We start from the raw sequence: 22,872 nt of genomic DNA on the forward strand, positions 1-22,872 counted from the left end.
CGGCGCGACGGACCCGCAAAGGTCTCATCCTGAGAGGCGATGGGGCCTTTGCGATTTTCCGATACTGCGGACTGCGGAACGGCACTGCGAACTGCGGCACTACACTGCGGGCTGCGGACTAAACTGCGGAGTGCGGATTAAACCGCGGACTGCGGATTAGACCGCCGACTGCGGGACGAACCTCGCGGCTTGCGTCCTCGTCTTGCATCCGAGCTTGGCGAGGATGTGACTCACATGCACGCTCACGGTCTTCTCGGCTATTCCCAGGGCGACCGCGATCTCGCGATTCGTTCGTCCCTTCGCGACTTCGTTCAGCACTGCCTGCTCCCGACTCGTGAGACCTGAGCCCGCGACGCGCGCCTCTCCCGAGCCCGCGACGCTCGGCCTCGTGCGCACGCCCGCCCGCCGCAGCACCCGCCGCACGACCTCGCGCTCTCTCGGCAACAGTGGACGTCCGAGCTCCTCGAGCAGACGCCTGCCGAGCGCGAGCCCCTCCAACGAGTCGCCGGCTGACAGCATTGCCTCGAGCAGGGTTACTCGCGCTCTCCGGCATTCCAGACGATTTCCGAGTTTGTCCCAGGCTTCGGCCGCCGCAGAAAGAGCTTCGCGCGCTTCCTCCGTTCGGCCCTGCGCCAGGCGCACGAGTCCCACCGCGTGCGCGAGCTGCGCGGCTCCCGCCTCCGCATCCGACAGCGTCGGAGCGTTATCGACCAGCTCCGCTGCATCCTCTACGCGCCCAACGGCAATGAGCGCCTCGGCGGCGTACGGCAGCAGCTGCCGCGCGAGCAGCGGCTGACTCGGAGGCACAGACCGCAGCGCGGCTTCGAGAACCTTCGCCGCTTCGGCGTTGCGTCCCTCGGCGAGAGCGACAAGCGCGAGGCCGACAGACCAGCCGCGATCGCCGAGCTCGATCGCTTCCTCATACGCGCGGCGCGCACCAGCCAAGTCGCCACGCGCCCGGCACACAAAGCCCAGCACACGGAGCGCATCGCGCAGCTCCGCTCGTTGAGCTCGGCGCAGCTCGTCGACCGCAGCCGAAGCTTCCGCGAGAGTATCCTCTTCCCCGCTCGTAATTGTCAGCACTGCCGCACGCATTGCGCGGAACAGCGCGTCCAGGCCAACGACTCCCTGATCTCTGCACAGCGCGCGCGCCGCATCGGCCCAGCTCAACGCGCGCTCGTATTCCTGCGCCAGCAACAGAGCCTTCACGCCTTCCGCATAAACACGGGCAAGCCGGTCGAACGGTAGCCGTCCTTCGCGCAAGAGCGCGAGTGCAACATCGAGTCGTGCAACTCCAGCGTTGACTTCGCCCCCCAGTATGCTGAGCTCGGCGAGGCCGACAAGCGCGAGTACTTCTTCGGCCCCTTGTGCGTCGCGTGACGAGAGCGACAACCCGTGCAGCAAGAGACTCTCCGCGCGGTCGAGATCGCCGCGTCCAAGCCACAATCGGCCGAGGTCGTCGTAGATGGGACCGAGCTCGCGGCTGGGCGACTCGTCACCGAGGAGACGCAGCGCTTCGTCGAGCGCTTCCGCCGCACCTTCGGTGTCGCCCTCCTCCACGCGCAATGTTGCGAGGCCGCGAAGAACACGCGCCGTTTGCTCACTCTGGCCGAGGCTGCGCCACAATCGCAGCGCGTCTTCGGCGTACTGGCGTCCTGCTGCGGCGCGGCTCTGTCGCCAGGCTACCGCCGCCAGTCGCTCGAGTACTTCGGCTGCGCGCACTCCCTCATCGCCGAGCTCCTCGAGCGAGGCCAGCGCGTTCTCGTAGTGCTCCGAGGCATCATCCCATGCGCGCAGTCGCACTGCTTCGTCGCCGGCAAGTCGCGCGTATTCATAGGCGTGCTCGTGGTCGCCGCCGAGTCGGAAATGATACGCGAGCTCATCCAGGCGCCGCGGAGTGTTCGCCGCGCGCTTCTCGAGAGCGGCGGCCACGCGACGATGCAGCATTCGGCGTCGGCGCGAGATGATGCTCTCATACAGCGTCTCCTGCATCAGCGCGTGCGGAAACACGTAGCACTCGCCGCTCTCGTTTCTCTCTTCACGCAGCAGCTGATGGGCGACGAGCTGCTCGAGAACTTCGACCAGCTCCTCCTCGGAAATGCCGAGTACTTCGCGCATGTCCTCGAACTCGACGATGCGTCCGATCACGGCGGCAGCCGAAAGCGTCTCCATCGCTCGCGGTCCGAGAGCGTTCACGCGGGCGAGAATCGCCTCGCTGACGGTCGACGGCAGCCGCGTACGCGCGAGTGCCGCAGCAGCATCGGCGGTGGGCTCGAGTACTCCGCCTTCGGCGAGCACCGAGACCAGCTCTTCGACGAAAAGCGGATTCCCTTCTGCCCTTCTCCAGATCTCCGCCGCAAACGCTGAATCGGGCTCGGTCCCGAGCATGCACCGGAGCATTTCGGTGGTCTCATCGCGCCCGAGCGGCGAGAGCCGCATATCTTCGCCGACGCGGTCGCGCGCCAACGAGCCGAGCAATCGCCGCAGAGGATGTGCGGCGTGCAGCTCGTCGGAGCGATAGGTGACGACCATCATCAGACGAAGTGATGTCGCGCGGTGCGCCAGGTGATGGAGGAGCTCGAGCGAAGTCTGGTCCGCCCAGTGAACGTCTTCGAGGACGAGTAGCATCGGATCGTCCGTCGCCAATCGCTCGAGAACGCCGAAGATCAGCGCATAAGGACGCTCGCGGTCGCGCTCGGCGGTTTGATCGGGTGCTGCCGCTGCGCCCTCGAGCTGCGGAAAAATCGGGGCGAGAATGGCGCGAAGCGGACCGAGAATCTTCGCGACTTCGTCGCCTTCACCTCGCGCAATCCGGAATCGCAGGGCGTCCATGAACGGCGCATACGGAACGGAGGACTCGGTGCTGGAGCAACGCCCTTCAATGACGCGGACGTGTCTCGCCGTTGCTTCCTGTTTGAGATCGCGAACAAGACGGCTCTTACCGACGCCGCCGTCGCCGCCCAGGAGCAGCACGGTGCCATGCCCCTCGACGGCGCGGTCGAGGCGCTCGAGAAGCGAGCGCAACGGCGCTTCGCGACCTACCGACGTGGGACAGACGACGGATCGGATCATGTATGGTGCGAATGTTTACTTGTGACCAACGCGCAATGTATACCACTCCGGCTTTCGCGGGAAATGGCTACGGGGCGGCTCCCATTTTTTCGGCAACGCGCGCGCGAATTTCGGTCAAGGGCGGCAAAACGCCCATGAACGCCAATGATCCACCGTCGACGAGGACTGTCCCGTCATCGCAACGGACCTGAAAAGAGCCGTATGGCCCCGTTTCGAGCTCAACCTCGACGCCGAGGTCGCGGCGAAGCATCGCTGCCGCCCGGGCAGCGTGGAAATTGGTGACTCAGTAGACGCAGCGACGGATCAGTATTCTCATGTTCTCAACGTTTCCTCGGCGTTGCGAGGGGTGCAAGTCTTCTGCCCGCCGCTGAATCCTTGATCAGTGTAGCAAGGCGGCGGTCGCGTGTCGCTTCCAATTTGGCGTTCAGAACCCAACGGATGGCAAGCTTGCGATAACCGGGCGGCTGGGACTCAAAGAATTGCCAGGCGCGCTTGTTGGCCTTGAAACGCTTTTTTTCGGCCGGCGGCAGCGTCGCAGTTTTTTGCTGCTCGAACAGGTAGACGCCCGATTTGGCCGGGTCGCGCGCCTCGAATGCTCGTTTCCCGGCGGATTGCATGAGTCCGCTCTCAATGAGCTCTCCTGCCTTCTTGATGTTGACCAAGCTCCAGTTGCTGCCGCGCCGTCGAGGAGTGAAACGGTTCGTGTAACTCTCGGCGTCGAGTGATTTTCGAACGCCGTCGATCCACCCGAAGCAGAGCGCCTGATCCACCGCCTCGGGCCACGTGATGCTGGGCTTCCCGGTGCTCTTCTTGTAGAACCCCACCCAAAGCTCGGTCTCGGACGCATGGTTTTCCTTGAGCCAGCGGCGAAAGTCGGCAGGTTTTTCAAAGAATTTCGGCTGCATCGTTTCAAAAATTAATCTTGTGTCCTCGTGACGGCTCCTGGTGCCGACTGCTGATTGAGGGCTTTGCGGACTCAGGACCAACGGCCAGTCCGTCACAGATGATTACTCACTGGTCTCGCCGGTCTCCATTACGGGTCTCCTATTTGCCGGACATTAGCCGACCAACCCGCAGCTCGATTCTGAAGCACTAACCAGAGGGACGGTGCCGCCATGCCCCAGCCGCTCAAAGCAATCTTTCTCGTAGGCACGCTCAAAAAGAAGCAGGTCCTTTCGCATACGCTGACGCTGTGCGAAGTGGTGGCGGACATCCTCAAATTGCAAGAGGATGTGGACAGCGAGATAATCCGCCTGCGCGACTACAATATCCAGCCCGGCACCAGAACCGAAATCGACGACGACGACTGGCCGAAGATTGTCGAGAAGATGATCGCCTCGGACATCGTCATCTTCGCAACACCGATCTGGTGGGGAATTCAGTCCTCACTCATACAGAGAATCATCGAGCGCCTCGACGAGCTGAATGACGAGCTGCTGGAAACAGGCAAGTCAGAGTTCGCCAACAAGGTTGGCGGCATCGTCATCACGGGCGACGAAGACGGCGCAGAGCACATCATCGGCAATATTCTGAACTTCATGAGCTGGAACGGATTCACGATTCCCCCTGCGCCGTCCGTCACCTTCCTCGGCGACGCCTCCGGCGATACGAAGGAATCGCTGAAGAAGAAATTCCAGCGGCGCGGGGTTTACAAAGCCGCGCGGACCTTTGCCCGCAACGAGGCATACCTCGCACGCCTGCTGAGGGACAACCCATTCCCTCAAGCAGACGATTGAATCATCCCGCTCGAGCGCGCCGCGGTGAGCGCAGAGCGATCAGCGGGCAGCGTGTTGTCCTCAGTTTGCGGTTGTCTTCGCCGCCCCGTTAACCCACCGCCCCAGCCAGTCAGCCACTTCCTTATAGAACAGTCGTGAATTGTACGCGTTGAGTATCCAGTGATTCTCCTCGGGCCACACCAGAAGCCGACTGGGAATCTGACGCCGCTGCAGCAGTGACCACATCTCGAGCGTGTTGTTCATCGGCACGCGATAGTCCTTCTCGCCAACGGACAGAAGCATCGGCGTCTTGAACTGCGCCGCGAACCGCGCCGGGCTCTGTGTTCGCCAGACTTCGTTCTGCTCCCATACCGGGCCGAGCGACTGGATCTCGCGATGATAAATCCCGTCCGAAGTGGCCCACTGAGACTCGAGGTTCACCAGACCCGCGTGAGAGATGAGCGCCTTGAACCGCGTTCCCGACCACGCCTCGAGAGCGTTCGCGAGATGGCCTCCGTAACTCGCCCCGCCGGCAACCTGCCGAGTGGCATCGATGAACGGAAAGCGACGGATTGCTTCATCCGCGCCCTCGATCAGCTCTTCGGCCGGCCCGCGCAGCGGATCACCCTGAATGTTCTGCGCGAACTGCTCGCCGAATCCTGTCGATCCGGTGTAGTTCGTCATCAGCATCACGTATCCCGGCTTTGCCAGGAGGTGATAATTCCAGCGCAGCGAGATCTGATCGCGCCACATGTTGTGCGCACCACCGTGGATCAGCACGAACAGCGGATACTTCTTCTTCGCATCGAAGTTTGGCGGTAGCACGATCATGTTGTGAATCTTCCGGCCGCGCTTAGACGTGAACCAGAAATGTTGCGGCGGCTGCCAGTCGATCTTCCGCGCATCAGCGACGGCGAACTCGGTCAGATTGCTGTGGCTCTTACCGTTAACCTCGATACGAACGACTTCGGCTGGGTCGACTGAAGAGGCCCAAAGCGCAAGCATCACCGGCGATTTGTCGGCCATCCTCAATGCGCTGTACACACCCCGTTTCGGATCGATGAAGAGCCTGGCCTGCCCGCCCTGGGCAGGGACCGTGAACAGCTTTTCCAGTCCGGCATCTTCCGCCGTGAAGTAAATAGTCCTGCCATCGGGTGTGACCACGTAGTCGTCGACGGAACGATCTGTCTGCGCGACAACGCGCTCGTTTTTCATCGACGGCCAGTCGAATGCCATGAGGCGCGTGAGGTTGTAGACCTTCTTGTTGTTCGGTGAGAACTTCACGAAGAGAGTCTTGCCGTCAGGGCTGAACGAGGGACTGGCATACTCGCCGCCTGCGCTCGCAATGCGCTCGGGCTCGCCGCCCGTGACGGCAACACGATAGAGATTCACCGGAACTTCCGCGTGGGCGGCAGTGTTGCGCGCCGTTGTAACGGCGAAAACGATCGACTTCCCGTCCGGCGCCCACTCTGCGTCGATGTCCTGCCGCGAGCCCTCCGCCGTCGGCACGCCGAAGCCGGGTTGACGAACCAGCTGTGTTCCAGCAAGGAGATCCTTGGCGGGTCCGGCTGGATCGAGGTTCTGTAGTATCAGGTGGACCTGCTTGTCATCGAGCCAACGGTCCCAGATGCGGACGGGGAACGCGTCGTAAACCCGGACCTTTTCCTTCCGCTCCGTCTCCTCTTTCGCGGCTATCTTGTTTGCTTCGTCGTCCATTGCCCCGGGATACACGACACTCGTGTAGAGCAGAGCCTTTCCATCCGGACTGAACCGCGGAGAGCGCGCGCCCGTCGACAGTGTAGTTATCCGCCGTGCTGCACCGCCGGCAGCATCCTGCAGGTAGATCTGGTTCGCTTCGTCCCCCTCGCGCTTTGCGGAGAAAGCGATCATACGGCCGTCGGGGGACCACGTGACTTCGCTCTCCCCGTCCTTTGTCTCGGTGACGCGGCGCGGCTTTGACTTTCCATCGCTGCTCGCGATCCACAGATCGGAAGACTGCTCCTTGGAATCGTACGACGGGTCGGTGACCGAAAACACCACCCATTTCCCATCGGGACTGAGAGCTGGAGAGCTGACGCGCTTCATCATCCACATCGACTCGTGCGTCAGTGTCTCTTTGCCCGCGGTTTGTGCACTGACGGATGTCGTCGCGAAGAGCGCGATGAAAATCGACCATCTACGTTTCACGAGCATCAACGGTTCTCCTGGTTTGTTGAGAGCGCCCGCCGCCTTAACAGCGCGCCGATGAAAAGCAGCGCGGCGCCGGTGAGGAGCGCGCCGGGTACCGAAGTCACGAAGCCGGTAACATTGATACCACCAGCCACGAGTGTTGGTCCGATAAGGGCGAGTACCGAAGAGATCATCACGAATGCGCCAATGACCATCAGAATGGTTCCGAAGCGTCGCATCAATCATCTCCACTTCGAAAGTTCAGCCATTCGGCGGCGAGCAGACCGAGCAGTACCGAGTCCTGAGTTTCGCCGCCGACGTGATAGCGCTCGCGAAGATAACCCTCTTTGCGAAACCCCAGGCGCTCGAGTGTGCACAGCGAGGCGGCGTTCCGGGGATCGACGTCGGCTTCCAATCTATGAAGCGACAATGGTCCGAACGCAAAGTCTACCAGAATTGGGAGCATCTCGGCCATGAGACCCTTCCCCCACTCCGCTCGAGCGAGCGCAAAGCCGAGCTCGGCTCGGCGGTGGCCACGATCGAGACCAGCGAGCGTACACGTGCCGATAACGAGGTTGTCTTCACGACGCGCAAGTCCCCATTGAAACAATGACCGCGTTTTGAAGCTACTCGTTATATGGTCGAGCAGCTTCGCCGCGTCCTCTTCCGTGGCCAACGCGGGATGACTCCAGTAGCGCGTCACCTCGGGGTCACCGAATATCGAAAAGAGCGCCGGGATGTCGGCGCGTGTGAGCGCACGCAAGTGAAGATTCGATGCGACGAGCGTTGGCAGCTCCGACTGCTTGAGCTCAATACCTTCAGTCACGTCACGACTCGACACTAGAACCGTAGCGCTCCGCGCCTCCTCTCCTTCGGCCAGACTTCGTCCAGATTCTCATTGTACAGCACCCCGTTCTTCATCACCATCCCGACTCTCTCGGAATTGCGGATGCTCTCGAGAGGGTTCGCATCCAGCACCACCAGATCGGCGAGCTTACCTGGCTCGATCGACCCGATCTGCGAGTCGAGGCCGAGGTAACGCGCGCCAGACATTGTCGCCGCGCGCAGAGCTTCCATCGCCGTCATCCCTCCCTGCTGCAGCATCCACAGCTCCCAGTGCGGCCCGAGTCCCTGTAGCTGACCATGCGCACCAAGCTGCACCTGGCCACCGGCGGCGAGAATCCTCTTTGCGGCCTTCGCCAGCTCGATGTGATAAAACTCATCGTCCGGTATCAGCATCCGGCGCCGTGCACGAGCATCGAGTTGTCCGCGCGGCGTAAACCGGAGGAGACGCGCATTCCTGAACACGTCGTCCTTCTGATACCAGTAGTTCTCACCCCAGATGCCGCCGTAGCCGACAATAAGAGTGGGCGTGTACCCGGTCCCGCTCCGCGCCGCGAGAGTGATCCAATCGGTGTTCAGCTCGGCTACCGGGATTGCATGCTCGATACCCGTGTGACCGTCCACGATCATCGAGCCGTTCATCGCCAGCGTCGAGCCGCCTTCGGGATAGACGTGCATCCGCTCTTCCCGTGCGGCCTGGATCACCCACTGGCGGGCGTCCCGCCGGAGCTGGTTGTAACTCTTCACACTGAAGCCGCCGAGCGCCTTGATGCGCCGCAGATGTCCACGTGCGTCCTCGAGAGTGTTGATGAACGCTCGCTCCGGGTTCCGCGCCCCGTAGAGAACAAATCCGGTGGAAAGAATTCGCGGTCCGAGTACCTCTCCTGCGTCCACCAGCTCCTTGTTGCTGAAGACGAAATGCGTTGATGCGCTTGGGTCATGCGTCGTCGTCACGCCGTATGCGAGGTTTGCAGCGTATTGCCACGGGCGCTCTGGATTCACGTCGAGCGCCAGGTATCCCATGTGCGCGTGTACGTCGATCAGTCCCGGGATGATTGTTTTCCCACGGGAGTCGATGGTGCGTGCACCCGCGGGAACCTGTATCTGCGCCGAAGGGCCGACGGCCCGGATGCGGTCGTTCTCGATTATGACCGTTCCGTTCTCTATCACCTCTTCGCCCTTCATCGTCACGATGCGCGCTCCGGTGAGTGCCACGACTCCGCTCGGACGACTGCGCGGGACCGTCAGCATCACCTCGAACACGTCACCTTTTACGACCGCGTTCGGCTTGGCGCGGGCGGCGGCCGCCGTATCAGCGCGCGCTCTCGCGACGCTGTCGGCCTGCTTCGCCGAATCCGGCTTCGCTGTCTCGCGTCTGAGCTCTTCGGCGAAAATTGAATCGAGCTGCTGGCGGTACACCGTTGGCCCGAGGCTCCAGGTTACGGCTTTGCTCCCGCTCGTCCACGCGATCCAGTCTCCGCCCCAGCGGCTCAATTGCTTCACCGGCGTCGGCGAGCTCGCCGAGGTGATGGTCGAGGGAGCTCGGCCCACCTTCGGCAGGGGAGCGACGTACATGTTGTGCGATTCCTTGAACGCCACGTAGCGTCCGTCGGGACTCGCTATCATTTCGTCGGCGACGTTATTCCGGGCGAGCTGACGTTCGTCCGTGCCGTCGAGCTTCACACTCGTGAGATACGTCGTGTCGCTCTTGGTCGACTGAAAAAGGATCCGCTCGCCGTCGGGACTCCATGACAGGCGCGGCATGCGGCGGTTGGCGCCGCGGTTGGCGGTGGTCATGATATCGCGCACCTGTCCGCCCTCGGCGCTCACCCAGCGAAGGCGTAGGAAGAATTCGCCGCTGAGATCGGCGCCGCGATTTACTTCATCGCTCCCCTCGACGAATGCAATCCGCCGTCCGTCGGGACTCCACGCCGGATTCGCGTATTGATCGGCGCGCGCCGTCAGGCGAGTCGGCGCCGCTCGCCGGCCCGCGCGCAGCGGCACCTTCCACACTGCGCCTCCGAGGCTGTCGCTCCACGATGTGAATGCGACCCACCTTCCGTCGGGGGAAATTGCGGGCGCGTATTCGAGCCGGTCTCCGTCGGTCACACGCTCGGGCCTTCCATTCGGCAGCGTCATGCTCCAGATGCGCCCCACTGCCTGAAACAACATTGTTTTCCCGTCGGGCGAGATCGTCGGCCAGCGGATGACGCGCGCGCGGAAGGTATCTCCCGTTTCCAGACTTTGCGGGTAGTGCACGGTTCTGGTGATGGGGAGCTGAACGCGCGCAGTGAACGGGATGTCGGTCGGATTTCCCGTTACGATGTCAATCGCCCTGATCTTTCCACCGGTTGCGACGACAATACGCTTCGAATCCGGCGTCCAGTCGAATCCGGGATAGGCGCCATGAAGAGTCCACGTCTCCATCTGATCGCGGTCAAGACCATCGAACAGAGCGCGCTCGCTGCCCGCGTCGAGGTTCCGCAGCATCAAAACCGATTTCGTCCCCATCCGTCTGACGAAGGCAAGCCATTTTCCGTCGGGTGATGGAGTTGGGCGCACTGCACCACCCTCACCCGCTGTCACAGGTGACGTCGTCCCCTGTTCACGGTCGTAGCGGACGATCTGGAAGATTCCGGCGTGAACGTTCGGATTGTAGGCGAACGGGCCGGCCTGATCGAAGTAAACGTAACGGCCATCATGGGAGAACGCAGGCTCGTTCTTGTCGCTGGTAAATCCCTCGCGCGCGACGAGCGTCGCGCCCTTGCCGCCCATCGTGTGATACAGCCAGATCTCGCCGCCGCCGAGTGAGCGTTGATCGGTGACGTGGCGCTTGACGACGATGTAGTCGCCGTCGGGGCTCCAGTTCGGATTTGTGGGAAGCGTCTCCTTCTCCTTGGTGATTGCGCGCGGATTCTGTCCCGCGGGCCCAATCGCCCAGATGTTGTCTGCGCCGTCACGGTCGCTCACGAACGCAATGGCGTTGCCGCTCGGGCTCCACCGCGGGATGTGATCCCACGCCGGACCGCCCGTGAGGCGCTCCGCCGCACCACCTGTGATTGCAACCTTATAGATGTCCCCGAGCATGTCGAATGCGACCCACCGGCCGTCGGGACTCACGTCCACGCTCATCCATGTTCCCTCGCTCGTCTGGAAATCGAGCGTGCGATCGAAGCCGAGGTTCTTTGCTACATCCCATTTGTCTTTGCTCTCAGTGGTCTGCTGCGCGTGGAGACTCGCGACTGATAGCGCGACGAGAGGAAGTGCGGCGAGCAGGAAAAGTGTGCGGCGCATGGATGGACTGTGGGTTTCGGGTTAAGCCCCGGCAGGCGGCATTGCGGGTCGTCCGAATTGTGCCGGTCGGCCCATACTTCTGCAACTCAATCAACGGCACAGTCTGGGGCACTATAAGGTGTCAACACAGGGTCAAACGAGAGAAACACGGGTCCGAGGGATGAGCAGACCAAGGCTGACGAGGCGGCAGGTGAGGTTTCAGCGAATCGCCTCGCGCCTCACCTGCAAGCTGTGACCTTGAATTCCTGTGACCTCGGACCCGCGGTTCTCTCTCGGTAGGATTGCGGGCTTGGCGAGATATCAGCGAGGCGCCGAGCTATACCACAGGTCAATCGAGCTTCACCTCGACCGACGCCCCGTAGCGCGCATCGATGATCTCAACCCTCGTTTCACTCAGGCCCCGCTCGATGCGGTAATACGGCAGCCGCGCCCAGTCGAGGAAGCGACGACCCGGGTCACTGAGCGCTGCTGCAACCGCGGCGGGGTCGTTCGCATTCTTCTCGATCGTTACTTCGTCGAACGTCAGCCGCCGTGAAACGCCGGGCGCGAGTGACACCATTCCCCGCCAATAGCGCGCTCCATCGTCCGCGTAAACTCGCCATCGCACCGGATCGGCGGGAGACGCTGAGACCATCAGCGGCTGACTCAACCACCCGCTCCCGGCAAGATCGCGCCGAGCGATCCCCTCGGCGATCGCTTGCAATCCGAGCATCGTCATCACATAAGCGGATGTTACGCCGACTGCTACACGCGCCGGACGCCACGCATTTGGATGGCTCCTGCGCTCGCGGCGCCGCGACAGCCACACCCCGAGCCCGAGCACGAGAAGCAGCCACGGATCGATGATGAAAAGTGAATCACCATAGAACCAGCGGCCGTTGAAAGGCATCAGCCAGCGCATGCCGTACGAGTTCATCCAGTCGAGCGTCGGATGCGTGAGAATTGCTAGCCCTGAGAGGAGGAGTAGCTCTCGCGGCACGACCGGAGCACGCTCAACGCCTCTCGACCGCCGAGCGTACCTGTCCCACGCCACCATGATGGCGGTGAGCACGAACGGAAGCATGACGAGCGCAAGCACGCCGTGCGTCCAGCCGCGCCGAAACTCGGTCGCGCGACCGAACGGAAGCGACAGAATGTCGATATCCGGGAAATTCGCGCCGATCATGAGCGTCGCCGCGCCGAGTCCCGTTCGACGCTTGAGACCCGTCTGAGCAAGCGCCGCCCCGACGAGCGTGTGGCAGATGTTGTCCAACTTCCGAGGCGCTCCTACTTCGGCAGAAATCGTTTCGGAAATTTCGCCACCACGGAGTACAGAGGATCGACGATGTTGGCGACGGTGCTCTCCCCCACCTGCCCGACGAGCGTGTACGCATCCCACTTGCCGAACCCGTACTGCTCGACCATCCACTCGATGAGCTCGACATGTGCGAGACGAAACGCATCGATGAGCGGCCGTGCGGACCCGACAACCATGATGTAGTTCTCATCCTCGAGCCGCGGCCAGTCGATCGTCTTTCCCTTGATGAGGCTCAGCTCGAGCGTGACGTCCATCGACGTCTCGAGACCTGTGCCTGCGACCTCACCGTGGCCCTGCCGCGCGTGGGCGTCGCCGAAATAGAAGTACGCGCCGTCGTGAAAGATCGGGAGATAGACTGTCGTTCCCTCGCGCACCTCCGGCGCGTCCATGTTTCCGCCAAAATCACCGGGCCAGATTCCCTCGAATGCTTCCTGCCCCGCAGGCGCTACCGCAACTCTGCCGAGCATGGGTCGAAGATCGATCTCGATTTGTTTTTGCCGGCTGTCGGGAAGCGTTGTCGTGGCCGTGTTCCGTTGCCGGTCGATCCGCCAGACATACCGCCGCGGTGGAATGGGATCGTTGAGAAATCGCACTCGGCTTTCGGTGGAAAGCCCACCGAAATCCGAATACAGCTGCGAGGCCGCCAGATCGTGATTCGGGCGGAGACGGCGAATCTTCACGACGAGGATGTCCTTTGTCGTCGCGCCTTCGATGAAGATAGGGCCTACTTCCCCGGGGAAGGCGCCTCCTTTCTCCGTGTAGTACGGCCCGAAGTTCGTGTTGGATATGAGGACCGTGTTCGGCTTGATGCGGAGCACAGGCTCGCGTACGGCGAACGTCGGCTGTGCAACTGTGGGCTTGAATGTCACTGTATCCTGCGCCGCCACAGGCGTCCCCGGCGCGACCGCGAGTGCAACTGTTGCGACTATGACGTAGGTGCGCATTTGGATATCCGGTTGTGTGGCGGCCGAAGCCCACGCTTAAGGCGGGCAGTTCAACAGGCGAGAGAAATCAAAGGCCGCGGGAGGAATTGCAACAGTGCGCTCGGGCGCCACTTTCGGCCGTCGCTCAAGAGTTACGCGGTCGCACGCCAAATGGCGTCGCGGGGCCTGCGGCTGGATGCACTGGAGCACGGGGAACGTGCTGTCATCCATGACAGCACGTTCGTGCTCGCGCACTATCTCCTCGGCGACTTGCTCTGGTTCCTGGACAAGCAAGAGCATTCCGAGGCCCACATGACGAAGGCCTACGAGCTGAGTCGAACCGTTCCGCTCAGGGAGCAGCTCGCAATTCGGGCGCGCCACGAGCAGCTCGTCCGCGATCGTCCCGACAGCGCGCTCGCGTACTGGGACCTGTTCCGCGACGCTTCGCCGCGTGACGCGCTCGCCTACGAGGGTCGGACCTGGGCCCTGCGCGCACTCGGGCGTCACGAAGAAGCCGCAGCGGCAGCTGATACAGCAATGCACCTCGACCCGGCCGCGGTGGTGCCGAACACTAACAACGCCATGTATTCGTGGCTGGCCGTGGGAGACACCGCGAACGCTCTCGCCGTGGCCGCGCGCGTGGCCGGCCGCAATCCTGGAGCGTCAGTCGAGGCGCGCTTCTACGCTGCTCTGCAGCGTCGCGACCTGGCAACTGCGCTCACGCTGGCAGACAGCTTATCGTTGATATCGTTGCGTGCGTCGCGGCGGCAATTGGCCCATCTGGCGCGAGGCGACATTGCCGGGGCCCGGGCTAATCTCGACTCACTGAGAGCTGACGACATGGCGCAGTTTCTACCCCGCGCGCTCGTCAACGAAGGGTGGGTGGAGCTCGCGCTGGCTGGCGATCGCGACGCGAGCGGGCGCTACGCGCGGGAGGCTCTTGTCTGGTTGCGACGGCGCGATCTCTCTCCGCCGGCGGTCGCGCGGCTTTCGGAGCGCATTGGAGACCTGGCCGCCCGCTCCGGGGACGAGAGAACGGTGCGCGCGGTTATCGATCTCGTTCGGCAGCGGGATCGCGGGCGAGCGCTGCGCAGCTATGTGCTGGCTCAACGCACGCTGGATGCCGCTCTGGCTTACACGCGGGGCGACTTCGCGCTCGCCGCGCAGCGCGCCGCGGAGGCTCGACACGGTGTGTACTTCTGGCGCTCGCTCATCACGATCGTGCAGCTCGAGTCAGACGCCCGCATGGCAGCCGGCGAACGGACGGCTGCGGACTCACTGAATCGCCTCATCGCAGCGCACCAGATCGTCGATGGCGATTTCGAGACATGGTCCGTGCTGCGCGCGGCCCGCGCGAGTCGCCGGGGGTATACTATAGACCCGTGACAACTCCTGTCGAGCAGCTCGCCAACGCGCTCAGCGACCGCTACCGAATCGAGCGCGAGCTTGGTCAAGGCGGGATGGCGACCGTCTACCTCGCCGAGGATGTGCGTCATCTTCGCAAGGTCGCGGTAAAAGTCGTGCACCCCGAGCTCACTGCGGTGCTCGGTGCCGACCGGTTCCTCTCCGAGATTCACGTCACCGCGACGCTCCAGCATCCGCACATTCTGGCACTGTTCGATTCCGGCCAGGCAGAGGGGCAGCTGTTTTACGTCATGCCGTTCATCGAGGGCGAGTCTCTTCGCGCCCGCCTCGATCGCGAGCGGCAGCTGCCAGTGGAAGATGCGGTGCGGCTGACGCGGGAAGTTGCGAGCGCGCTCGATTACGCACACCGGCACGGCGTCATTCACCGCGACATCAAGCCGGAGAACATCCTGCTTCACGACGGCCAGGCAATCGTCGCGGATTTCGGGATTGCGCTGGCGGTCACGAAAGCAGGCGGCGGGCGCCTCACCCAGACCGGGCTCTCACTCGGCACACCGCAGTACATGAGTCCCGAGCAGGCAACCGGTGAGCGAACGATCGATGCGCGGACAGACATTTATTCGCTGGGCGCAGTGGCTTATGAGATGCTCACCGGTGAGCCACCGCACACGGGGAACACAGTGCAGGCGATCATTGCACGCGTGTTGACGGAGCGACCACGGAACATTCGGGTCGGCCGACCAAACGTGCCCGAGCACGTGACGTGGGCTGTCGAGCGCGCATTGGAGAAGCTCCCCGCCGATCGGTGGGCGACTGCGCGCGAATTCTCAGACGCCATTGAAGGCAAAGCAGTCAGTTCCGCCACGAGGAGCGGCGCCCGAACATCGCCCACGACCGACACATCATCTCGTGTCGGCTGGAAATGGCGGCTGAGGGATCCACTTATACTCGGCCTCGCAACACTGGCTCTCGCTGGAACCGCATTTGGCGTTGGTATGTGGGCCACGGGGCGTGCTCCGGCGGACCAGACCACCGTAAAGTTTCCACTCACGCTGCCGGGCGGCCCAAGCTATCTCCAGACAACGATACAATCTCTGGCGATGTCACCTGACGGGAGCCTCATCGCATTCATTGGGCGGGGCTCCCGCGGCGAGCAGCAGATCTATGCGAGATCGCTCAATGACCCTGTAGCTCGGCCGTTGCCGGGCACCGAGGGTGCATTCACGGTCTTCTTTTCGCCCGACGGCAAATGGCTCGGGTTTGTTGCCGGCGGCCGTTTGCGAAAGGTCGCCATCGATGGCGGGACGGCGCTCTCCGTGGCAGCGATGCCCGGCCTTTACGGTGGTGCAGCCTGGAGCGGTCACGGGGAATTCATATACTCGATGGTGAGTGGCGGCCTGCTGGCTTTCCCGGAGAACGGCGGCGCGTCACGTAAGATCTGCCGCGCTCCATCGCGCCCCGGAACGCTGATAGAAGCTCTTCCACTGGCGTTGCCGGATGGGGAGACCGTGCTCTTTACCAGCTTCACAAGCCAGAACAACGCTACTGCGAGACTGGGGGCCGCATCGCTCAAAACGGGAAAATGTACTCTTCTCGACGTGCCCGGAATCCACGCGCTCGGCGTCGCCGACGGACTGCTGATCTACGCGACGGCTGAAGGAACGGTGATGGCGGTACCCTATGACGCGTCGAGCAAGCGTATCACGGGAACATCGACACCCGTGCTCTCTGATGTCGAGGTCAATCAGACGACCGGTTCTGCGCAAGCTGCTCTCTCGACGACCGGCTCACTCGTATATGCGAGTGGACTCGCTCCGGTCTCGGTCGTCCTTGCTGATCATCGCGGTACGATTCAGCCTCTTGTAGCGGAAGCCCGAGCCTACGCATACCCGCGGTTTTCCCCAGACGGACGAAAGATCGCACTGACGATCGCGTCGCCCGGCCAGCGGGATATCTGGGTGTATGATATTCCGAGCGGAACATCGACGAGACTTACTGCCGCAGATGACGGGTCCGTCAACGAGCGGCCCGAGTGGACGCCTGACGGAAAGCGGGTATTGTATCGCACATCGAAAGAAAAAAGGGCATCCATCTGGTGGCGGCCGGCTGATCTGAGTGAGCGCGAAGCGCCGCTTCTCTCGAGCGACCGCGAAGATTACTTCGAAGCTGTCATGACCCCTGACGCCGGGGGAATCGTTTATCAGCTCGATACGGCCGGCGCCGACGTCATGTATCGACAACTCGCCGGCGATACGCTGCCCAGGCCGATCGCGAACAGCCCCGGCATCGAGAGCATGGGGCGCGTGTCTCCGGACGGCCGGTGGGTTGCCTACGTTTCGGAGGAATCAGGGCGCGACCAGGTCATCGTGCAGCCTTTTCCTACGGGCGCTCGGACTCAGGTATCGATCGGCGGCGGCAGAGAGCCGGTATGGTCACGCGACGGCCGCCGTCTTTTTTACAGAGACGACCAGCATTTCGTGGCCGCGAACGTGAGTACCGCTCCATCGTTCTCGGTTACGTCGCGCGAGTCGTTGTTCGAGGACAGTTTTCTGCGCGCTCCGTTCCATGCGAACTACGACGTCTCGCTCGACGGCTCGAAGCTGTTGCTGCTCAAGCCCACGCAGGAAGCGCAGGTGATGGTGGTTCACAACTGGCTCGCCGAGGTTCGGGCAAAGCTCAGCAAACAACAGAAGTAAAGGGAGGAGGGCCGCCCGCGACGGGGACGCGCCACCACGCGCCCCGCCACGGTGGTACTGCATTGCCCTGGTGTCATCATAGGGTGAGGACGGGAGCGTGCCAGTCGCCGCGCGGCGGAAGACGTTTTTTACGCGGTGAACGGCCGGAGAAGGACGCGGAAACGCCAAACGCCCGTTCTCCGTAACGTGGTTTCCTGTCTCTTTTAGCGCTCGAGGGCGCCGCGTATTCGCTCGATTTGTCGCAAGTGCACGAGATCGTGCGCCGCGTAAAGCTTCATCATCAGTGCCAGTGATTCCTCGCCGCGCTCGGAATGCACGCCGACTCGCGCTCGATCCGCGTCACTGGTTCGCTCGAAAAGTCGCAAGTTAGCGCGGCGAAGACTCGTGAAGTCCGCGAGCGACTCGTCGACATTCGCTTCCGAGTAATGCAGCCGGTCCGACCATGCATCCTGATCGTAGGCGGCTAACGCCGGGCGTTCCTCTGCCAATACCATGCGGAAGCGTCCGCTTCCGACAAGCTCGGAATCCGCGAGGTGCTGCACCACTTGCCGGATGGACCACTTGCCGGGCGCTTCGGGCTCGCCGAGCAGATTCGGCGAGACATTCTGTACAGCAGCGGCGAGCTTCGAGGGCATTTCGCGCATTGCTTCCAGCGGATCCCGGCCGTTCAGCAGCTCGAGAAGGGAGGCGGTATACGACGCCGCGGCAGCCCCGCCGGCAGACGCTGGATTTGAAAACTCGGACATACCGTAGTTGCTCCCTGCTTGCTAAAGCGGTTATGCGACTCTCGCCTTCGCTTCCTCTTCCCGGGCTTTGCGCTGGCCTTCGTCCACGTTCACGAAGTAGAGCAGGAACCCGCCGACTATGAAGAACGAGATGACCGCTAGAATCGCCGGGCGCATCGTTCCAGTGCGCGCGACGATGACACCGAAAAGGAGCGAGCCTAGTATTCCGGCGAAACGGCTGAAGACACTGAAGAACCCGAAGAACTCGCCCGACTTGTAAGCCGGAATGATGCTCGCGAAAAGCGATCTGCTGAGCGCCTGCGTGCCGCCCTGCACCGTTCCAACGAGAAGCGCGAGGATGTAGAAATGCGTCGCCGTCTTCATGTAGTAGCCGAAAATGCTGATGATAGCGTAGACGGTCAGGCCGACAAAGATTGCCGGCTTGGTGCCCAGCCTGCCGGCAAGCATTCCGAACGCAAATGTGAACGGAATCCCGATGAACTGAACGAGCAGGATTGCGGTAATGAGCGAGCTCCGGGGAATCCCCAGCTCGGTTCCGTATGTCGCGGCCATGCGGGTGATCGTTCCGATCCCGTCGCTGTAAATGAGATACGCGATCAGCATCAGGAAAGCCTGCTTGTATCCGCGTAGCGCCTGGAACGTCTCGGCCAGCCTCTGGAATGCAACCTTGACGGGATTCAGCCCCCGCTGCTCATCCGCCTCCAGCTTCACCGGCGGCTCCTTCACGACTCGGAGAATCGGAATCGAAAAGAGAAGCCACCATATCGCGACAGATAGAAAAGCGAGGCGGACTGGAACGGTTCCCGTCGCCGGCAGACCGAAAAGCGCCGGCTTGGTGATCCACGCCAGGTTGAGCGCCAGCAGAATTCCGCCGCCGATGTAACCAATGGCGTAGGCGGCGGTAGAGACGCGGTCCATCTCGTCCTCTCTCGCTACGTGCGGAAGCAGCGACTCGTAGAACACGTAGCTCCCCTGCATTCCGACGTTCGCGAAGATGAAGAGAATCGAAGCGAGCATGAGCTGCCCGCTCTGAATCAGGTACATGAGAGAGCACGCAGAGACTCCGACACCCATGAAGAAACCGAGCATACGCTTTTTCACCGCGGCGTAGTCGGATATAGTGCCGAGTATTGGAGAGAGGACGGTGCTGATGGCGAGGCCGATGCCGTTGGCTATCGACCAGTACGACAGCCCTTCGGCCTGCGGGCGGCCGGCACCGGCGACTTCGAGGAAAAAAATCGGAAATACCGCGACGGCTATCGTGGTCTGCGCGGACGATGCCGCCCAATCGTACATCGCCCATGCGCGCAGCTCGCGACGGTGCAGGCCGAGCTTCCGCAGAAGCGGGCTTTGCGAAGAGCCGTTGTCCGTCGAGGCCCGATTTGCCGTCATCGTTTCTCGAGAATCGTCCACGCGGGCCCGCGCCATACACCGTCCATCGCCGCGAGCGGCACCATTGCCTCTCGCTGTGCCGCTATTATCGCTGCCGGGTCCGGACGACCTTGTGCTCCGCCTGATGACGGGACGAGTGACATCAGCATCGCCGCAGTCATTGCCGCCAGACAGTGTCGATTCATGGGATGCTCGGAGAAATGTGTGGACAAGATGGTGCCGACGGACGGGCGTCGCGGCAAGTGGACCGCGTTCCGTCACGCGTAAGGTCGTCACGCGTCGGCCTGCCATGGACTGAGCCGCGGTATCAGTCTCGGGACATGGCGGCGATACTCTGTGTAAGAATCACCGAAACGACTCTCCAGCTGGGGCTCCTCGAGAAGAGGAATGTAGACCGCGTTGATTCCGAAAAAGATCAGCACCCACCACAAGTGCGAAGTCGACAGTAGAACGAGTGCCTCGCCAAGGAGAATGAGTATCACCCCGGAATGATCCCGATCACGAGAACGAGGCCTCCCACCACCTGCACGAGGAGCAGCGGAACCGTTTCGGCGAGCGAAAGTGTCACGTGATCCCGCCGCGCGAGCCACACGGGGATCACCACCGCCATGACGAACGGGAACACGGCCACCGCGAGCAGGTGGCGAAGCAGCATGAGCACCGTATCAAACCCTCCGCACCAGTTTCACATCCGTGCTGCGTTTTCTGGGGTTCTTGAGTCCGGTCTGCAACTTGTTCCGCACCTCGCGCAACACCCGCGGCGCGAGCGAATCACCGTAGGCGCCGATAAATCTGGTTGCTGCGGGCGGATCCTGCCGGGCGACCTCGCGCAGCGCCCATGACATTGCCTTCACGACCATATCGTCGCGATCTGCGACGAGTGATGCACACACGGCCAGCACGCGTTCGATGTCCCCTGCATCAAGGGAGTGCCTCCGCGCGAGCGGAATCGTGCTCGCCAGTGCAGCTCGGCGCCACCACCGGTTCTTTGAGCTCGCCCACTCCGAGATCGTCTCGTCCGGTATTTGACCGTCACGCCATGCGGGACCGCTGATGTAATACGAAAAGGCGTCAACGGCGTCCCACGATTGCATTCCGTGAGCGAGCGCCTCTACATCCCCCTTGCGCAGGGATGTCCTCGCCGGTTTGTGAAAGTGGATGAGCTCGTAAGCGATGAATCGGAATTCTGCTTCGCCGCTGGCAAGAATATCGTGAGCGACTCTCAGAACCTCGTCTGGCGAAGCGGACCTGAGCTCCTTCGACCATTTCCGACGAATGGGCCGGAGCGCAGGCACTGTTCGCGTGCGGACTTCCCTGAGGTCGCGAAGAAACCTGTCGACGATTTTTCCTGACTCACTTCGCATGGAGGTCACTCACCCAGCCGCGATTGCAGCGCCTCCACTGCTTCTTTCGCCGACTTGAGGTCAGTGCCGTATGTCTCACGATACAGTCTGATCGCGTCAATCTTCCGACCGGATCGGATCGCGGCTTCGATTTCCGCGTCGACCTCAGCGACTTCGGTTCCTGCTGAGCCTTCTCTGCTTCGCGCGGCGGGCTTGTAGACCACCGTTGTTCGCTCTTTGGGCGCGGTGAATCGTCCGATCAGGTAGCCAAGGAGGACGAGGGCGGCGTAGAAGATCAAAGTCCTCATTTCAGTCTGGTGCGCGTGCAGACGCGTCTTGGAGTACCCGCCCGCCGACGCGCCGGAAGTTCGCCGCAGTCCGCGGTAGGAGGTTACCCCAGTATCTTTGGTTCAATATGCCGCCACGCTTCGCGTACCTGCTGTTAGCCGCGAGTCTCCTCGCCGGATGCCGCACTGGACGCAACTACCCCGACACCGAAGGCCCGAGATACGCGGGCAGACCCGCCATCGATCGGCCGGGCCGGCCAGCGAAGGGCGATACGGTTCGCGTAGTGTCGTTCAACATAGCATTCGGCCGGCGCGCAGACAGCGCCATCGCGCTCCTGAAATCCAATCCCGCCCTTCGCGATGCCGACGTGATCCTCCTGCAGGAGATGGACGCGCGAAGCACCCGTCGCGTCGCCGATGCGCTCGGCTTCTGGTACGTGTACTACCCGGCGATTTTCTCGATGAGAACTCAGCGCGATTTCGGGAATGCCGTCCTCTCGCGATGGCCAATCGTCGAAGACAGGAAGATCGTGCTGCCGCATGTGTCACGCTACGCTCGTACCCACCGGACCGCTATTGCGGCAATTGCGATTTTCGGGAGCGACGCGCCGCGTCGCAGCATGACCCATTCAACCCAGGACGACAAAAAGTGACTCCCGAGCTCGGCATCATCGAAGGCTTCTACGGAAAGCCGTGGACATGGGAAGAGCGGGAGGAAACCGTGTCGTGGCTCGCCCCGCGCGGCTACCGGTTCTATCTGTACGCGCCCAAAGCGGACCCTTACCTGCGCCGGCGATGGCAGGAGCTTCACCCCGATCATCTCGCGGAGCGCTTGCGAACTCTGTCGAGCAAGTGTCGCGACGCAGGCGTGCGCTTCGGCATCGGGTTGAGCCCGTACGAGCTCTACGACGACTTCAACGATGCGGCGCGGGACACCCTCGCCCGCAAGCTCGCTTTCTTCGACGACCTTTCCGTTCCCGATCTCGCGATTCTTTTCGATGACATGCGCGGCGACTCGCCCGAACTCGCCAAGCGGCAGATCGAGATCATTCACTGGGCGCGGGAGCGCACGGCCGCAACGCGGATGATCGTCTGCCCGACGTATTACTCGGACGATCCGGTCCTCGACCGCGTCTTCGGTGCGCGCCCCAAGGGATACGTCGAGGAGATGGGCGCCGATCTCGATCCGGAGATCGAGATTTTCTGGACGGGGGAGGAGGTCATCTCCAGACAATTCTCGCCGGGGCACGTCGAGCGCGTGACGCAGCAGCTGCAGCGAAAGCCGTTTCTCTGGGACAACTATCCTGTGAACGACGGGCAGCGCATGTCGCAGTACATGCATCTGCGCGGATTTACCGGGCGCCCTTCGTCACTGAAGGAGACGATCGCGGCGCATGGAATCAACCCGGCGCTCCAGCCGACGCTTACCCGCGTTCCCGCGATTACGCTTGCCGACAGCTATCGCCTCGGCGACGCGTACCAGTACGGAGATTCCTTCCGGAAAGCGGCGGTCGATGTGCTGGGTGAAGATCTCGGACGGCTCGTACGCGAGGATCTCCTGACGCTCCAGGACATCGGCCTCGACCGGCTGGGCGAAAAAGCGGCCCTGCTCCGCCAGCGTTACGCCGGCGTAGACCACAATGGAGCACGCGAGATCATCGCGTGGCTCGACGGTGCTTATCGCATCACCGACGAGATCGTTCAGACTCAGTAGAGTTCGACGATGGAGT

21 protein-coding genes are annotated in these 22,872 nt (G+C 62.3%); 5 read left to right on the top strand and 16 right to left on the bottom strand.

The genetic code is table 11. From position 1 onward, the window contains the following. Nucleotides 1–156 precede the first annotated feature (156 nt). The 3 genes from VES88_03155 to VES88_03165 form a co-directional block, all read right to left on the bottom strand. Nucleotides 157–3,072 (bottom strand): AAA family ATPase, encoded by a 2,916-nt coding sequence (locus VES88_03155; GenBank protein ID HYN80473.1) that lies wholly within the window; start codon nucleotides 3,070–3,072, stop codon nucleotides 157–159. Nucleotides 3,073–3,139: 67 nt separating this feature from the next. Continuing rightward, nucleotides 3,140–3,322 carry a hypothetical protein gene (locus VES88_03160; GenBank protein ID HYN80474.1) on the bottom strand — a complete coding sequence of 61 codons (183 nt, stop codon included), beginning with the start codon at nucleotides 3,320–3,322 and terminating at the stop codon, nucleotides 3,140–3,142. Between the two features lie 70 nt (nucleotides 3,323–3,392). Next, on the bottom strand, nucleotides 3,393–4,073 hold the full coding sequence (locus VES88_03165; protein ID HYN80475.1) for a YdeI/OmpD-associated family protein: 681 nt from the start codon (nucleotides 4,071–4,073) through the stop codon (nucleotides 3,393–3,395). A 114-nt stretch (nucleotides 4,074–4,187) separates the two neighbouring features. Here VES88_03165 and VES88_03170 point away from each other — a divergent pair, with 114 nt between their 5' ends. Beyond that, a complete protein-coding gene (locus tag VES88_03170) occupies nucleotides 4,188–4,808 on the top strand; it encodes a flavodoxin family protein (protein HYN80476.1) in 621 nt (206 codons plus the stop codon). 60 nt (nucleotides 4,809–4,868) lie between these two features. Here the strand turns inward: VES88_03170 and VES88_03175 are convergent, their stop codons facing one another. From VES88_03175 to VES88_03200, 6 genes are all read right to left on the bottom strand, one after another. After that, nucleotides 4,869–6,980 carry a S9 family peptidase gene (locus tag VES88_03175; protein HYN80477.1) on the bottom strand — a complete coding sequence of 704 codons (2,112 nt, stop codon included), beginning with the start codon at nucleotides 6,978–6,980 and terminating at the stop codon, nucleotides 4,869–4,871. Next, nucleotides 6,980–7,195 carry a hypothetical protein gene (locus VES88_03180; GenBank protein ID HYN80478.1) on the bottom strand — a complete coding sequence of 72 codons (216 nt, stop codon included), beginning with the start codon at nucleotides 7,193–7,195 and terminating at the stop codon, nucleotides 6,980–6,982. The genes VES88_03175 and VES88_03180 overlap by 1 nt, the downstream gene beginning before the upstream one ends. After that, on the bottom strand, nucleotides 7,195–7,782 hold the full coding sequence (locus tag VES88_03185) for a GNAT family protein (GenBank protein ID HYN80479.1): 588 nt from the start codon (nucleotides 7,780–7,782) through the stop codon (nucleotides 7,195–7,197). The genes VES88_03180 and VES88_03185 overlap by 1 nt, the downstream gene beginning before the upstream one ends. A 14-nt stretch (nucleotides 7,783–7,796) precedes the next feature. Beyond that, nucleotides 7,797–11,093 (bottom strand): amidohydrolase family protein, encoded by a 3,297-nt coding sequence (locus VES88_03190; protein HYN80480.1) that lies wholly within the window; start codon nucleotides 11,091–11,093, stop codon nucleotides 7,797–7,799. A 328-nt stretch (nucleotides 11,094–11,421) separates the two neighbouring features. Next, nucleotides 11,422–12,345, bottom strand: a complete 924-nt coding sequence (locus VES88_03195; GenBank protein ID HYN80481.1) for a metal-dependent hydrolase — start codon at nucleotides 12,343–12,345, stop codon at nucleotides 11,422–11,424. Between the two features lie 14 nt (nucleotides 12,346–12,359). Then, nucleotides 12,360–13,334, bottom strand: coding sequence for an acetamidase/formamidase family protein (locus tag VES88_03200; protein ID HYN80482.1), 975 nt, complete (start codon nucleotides 13,332–13,334; stop codon nucleotides 12,360–12,362). A gap of 150 nt (nucleotides 13,335–13,484) precedes the next feature. Here VES88_03200 and VES88_03205 point away from each other — a divergent pair, with 150 nt between their 5' ends. After that, nucleotides 13,485–14,699, top strand: a complete 1,215-nt coding sequence (locus VES88_03205; protein HYN80483.1) for a hypothetical protein — start codon at nucleotides 13,485–13,487, stop codon at nucleotides 14,697–14,699. Beyond that, a complete protein-coding gene (locus VES88_03210) occupies nucleotides 14,696–17,374 on the top strand; it encodes a protein kinase (protein ID HYN80484.1) in 2,679 nt (892 codons plus the stop codon). Before VES88_03205 ends, VES88_03210 begins: the two co-directional genes overlap by 4 nt. Before the next feature lie 203 nt (nucleotides 17,375–17,577). Here VES88_03210 and VES88_03215 read toward each other — a convergent pair whose 3' ends face one another. The 7 genes from VES88_03215 to VES88_03245 form a co-directional block, all read right to left on the bottom strand. Then, entirely contained in the window at nucleotides 17,578–18,120 is a 543-nt protein-coding gene (locus tag VES88_03215) for a DinB family protein (protein ID HYN80485.1), read from the bottom strand. Nucleotides 18,121–18,150: 30 nt separating this feature from the next. Next, nucleotides 18,151–19,512: an MFS transporter gene (locus VES88_03220; protein HYN80486.1), complete on the bottom strand. Its 1,362-nt coding sequence runs from the start codon at nucleotides 19,510–19,512 to the stop codon at nucleotides 18,151–18,153. Further along, the gene (locus VES88_03225) at nucleotides 19,509–19,697 is read right to left on the bottom strand and encodes a hypothetical protein (GenBank protein HYN80487.1); all 189 of its coding nucleotides are present in this window, start codon (nucleotides 19,695–19,697) and stop codon (nucleotides 19,509–19,511) included. Before VES88_03225 ends, VES88_03220 begins: the two co-directional genes overlap by 4 nt. An 87-nt stretch (nucleotides 19,698–19,784) precedes the next feature. After that, a complete protein-coding gene (locus VES88_03230; GenBank protein ID HYN80488.1) occupies nucleotides 19,785–19,994 on the bottom strand; it encodes a hypothetical protein in 210 nt (69 codons plus the stop codon). Further along, the gene (locus tag VES88_03235) at nucleotides 19,991–20,173 is read right to left on the bottom strand and encodes a hypothetical protein (GenBank protein ID HYN80489.1); all 183 of its coding nucleotides are present in this window, start codon (nucleotides 20,171–20,173) and stop codon (nucleotides 19,991–19,993) included. The genes VES88_03230 and VES88_03235 overlap by 4 nt, the downstream gene beginning before the upstream one ends. 4 nt (nucleotides 20,174–20,177) lie before the next feature. Next, nucleotides 20,178–20,876, bottom strand: a complete 699-nt coding sequence (locus VES88_03240) for a DNA alkylation repair protein (protein ID HYN80490.1) — start codon at nucleotides 20,874–20,876, stop codon at nucleotides 20,178–20,180. A gap of 5 nt (nucleotides 20,877–20,881) precedes the next feature. Then, entirely contained in the window at nucleotides 20,882–21,163 is a 282-nt protein-coding gene (locus tag VES88_03245; GenBank protein HYN80491.1) for a hypothetical protein, read from the bottom strand. Nucleotides 21,164–21,270: 107 nt separating this feature from the next. Between VES88_03245 and VES88_03250 the strand changes: the two genes are divergently transcribed. Continuing rightward, entirely contained in the window at nucleotides 21,271–21,795 is a 525-nt protein-coding gene (locus VES88_03250) for an endonuclease/exonuclease/phosphatase family protein (protein ID HYN80492.1), read from the top strand. Then, nucleotides 21,792–22,856: a beta-N-acetylglucosaminidase domain-containing protein gene (locus VES88_03255; protein HYN80493.1), complete on the top strand. Its 1,065-nt coding sequence runs from the start codon at nucleotides 21,792–21,794 to the stop codon at nucleotides 22,854–22,856. The genes VES88_03250 and VES88_03255 overlap by 4 nt, the downstream gene beginning before the upstream one ends. Nucleotides 22,857–22,872 lie beyond the last annotated feature (16 nt).

This window comes from Gemmatimonadaceae bacterium, assembly GCA_035633115.1.
Classification (GTDB): domain Bacteria; phylum Gemmatimonadota; class Gemmatimonadetes; order Gemmatimonadales; family Gemmatimonadaceae; genus UBA4720.